1 protein-coding gene is annotated in these 1,294 nt (G+C 62.9%); it reads left to right on the plus strand.

All coding sequences use genetic code 11. The features are described from left to right. The first annotated feature begins 74 nt into the window (after positions 1-74). Entirely contained in the window at positions 75-1,187 is a 1,113-nt protein-coding gene (locus IVB32_RS20100) for an IS110 family transposase (protein ID WP_247411003.1), read from the plus strand. The last annotated feature ends 107 nt before the right edge of the window (positions 1,188-1,294 follow it).

Below are 1,294 nucleotides of genomic sequence, written 5' to 3' on the forward strand. Positions count from 1 at the left end.
CCGCCCTGCAAGCTCCTATCGAGGGTTGCGCCGGATGGTCCGGCGCCGAGCCTCAATCATGGGGAGCGGGCCTGATGAACGATAGCATTTTCGTGGGGCTGGATGTGCACAAGGCGACGATTTCGGTTGCTGTGGCCGAAGGGATGCGCGGCGGGGAAGTTCGTAACTTGGGGATCATCCCTAACCGCGCCGATCAAATCGCCAAGCTGGCGAAGAAGCTTGGCAAGGGAGACCGGCAGGTAAGTTTTTGTTACGAAGCCGGCCCCTGTGGATATGGCCAGCATCGACAACTGACGGAACTGGGGCAAAACTGCATCGTGGTGGCCCCCTCGCTGATCCGGATGAAGGCTGGGGATCGGGTTAAAACCGACCGGCGCGATGCGGTGGTGCTGGCCAAGCTGCACCGGAGCGGCGAGCTGACAGCCGTGTGGGTTCCGGATGCGGCGCATGAGGCCATGCGCGACTTGGTGAGAGCCCGCGCCACGGCGATGCGTGTGCTCGGCAAGGCGCGGCAACATCTCCAAGGATACCTGCTGCGACATGGGCGCATCTATGCCGGGAAGAAGGGGTGGACCTTGGCTTATCGTCGCTGGCTCACCACGGTGCGCTTCGATCACCCGGCGAGCCAAATCGTTCTGCAGGACTACATTCATGCCGTGACCGACGCTGAGGTCCGTGTGGACTGCTTGACCAAGCGGATCGAGGAGCTGGCGCCACAATGGTCGATGACGCCATTCGTAGAGGCCGTGCAGGCCATGCGCGGCGTCGCCTTCATCATTGCCGTGACGCTGGTTGCCGAGGTCGGCGACTTCTCCCGCTTCGACAATCCCCGCCAGTTGATGGCCTTTCTCGGCCTCGTGCCGTCGGAGCATTCGAGCGGCGCCACCATCCGACGCGGCGGTATCACCAAGGCCGGCAACGCTCTGGCCAGGCGCGCTCTGATCGAGGGGGCATGGACATATCGCATGCAAGCTCGCGTCAGTCGCAAGCTCCATGACCGTAACGAGCGCCTGCCTCAAGCTATCCGCGATATCGCTTGGAAGGCACAGGTCAGGCTGTGCGCCCGCTATCGCCGCTTGTCGGCGGCCGGCAAACCCAAGGTGATCGTCACCACCGCCATTGCACGCGAGATGGTCGGCTTCCTGTGGGCGATCACTCGTCGAGTACAACTCGAGCCGGCTACCTGAAGATTTGATGCTCGACCATACTATTGGTGCCCAGGGCAGGAGGCAGGGCTCGGTGGGGAATCCTCGTGGCCTGTTATGAGCCGGCATTGCCGACGCTCGCCCTCTAG

This window comes from Bradyrhizobium sp. 23, assembly GCF_023073295.1.
In the GTDB taxonomy this organism is placed as follows: domain Bacteria; phylum Pseudomonadota; class Alphaproteobacteria; order Rhizobiales; family Xanthobacteraceae; genus Bradyrhizobium; species Bradyrhizobium canariense_D.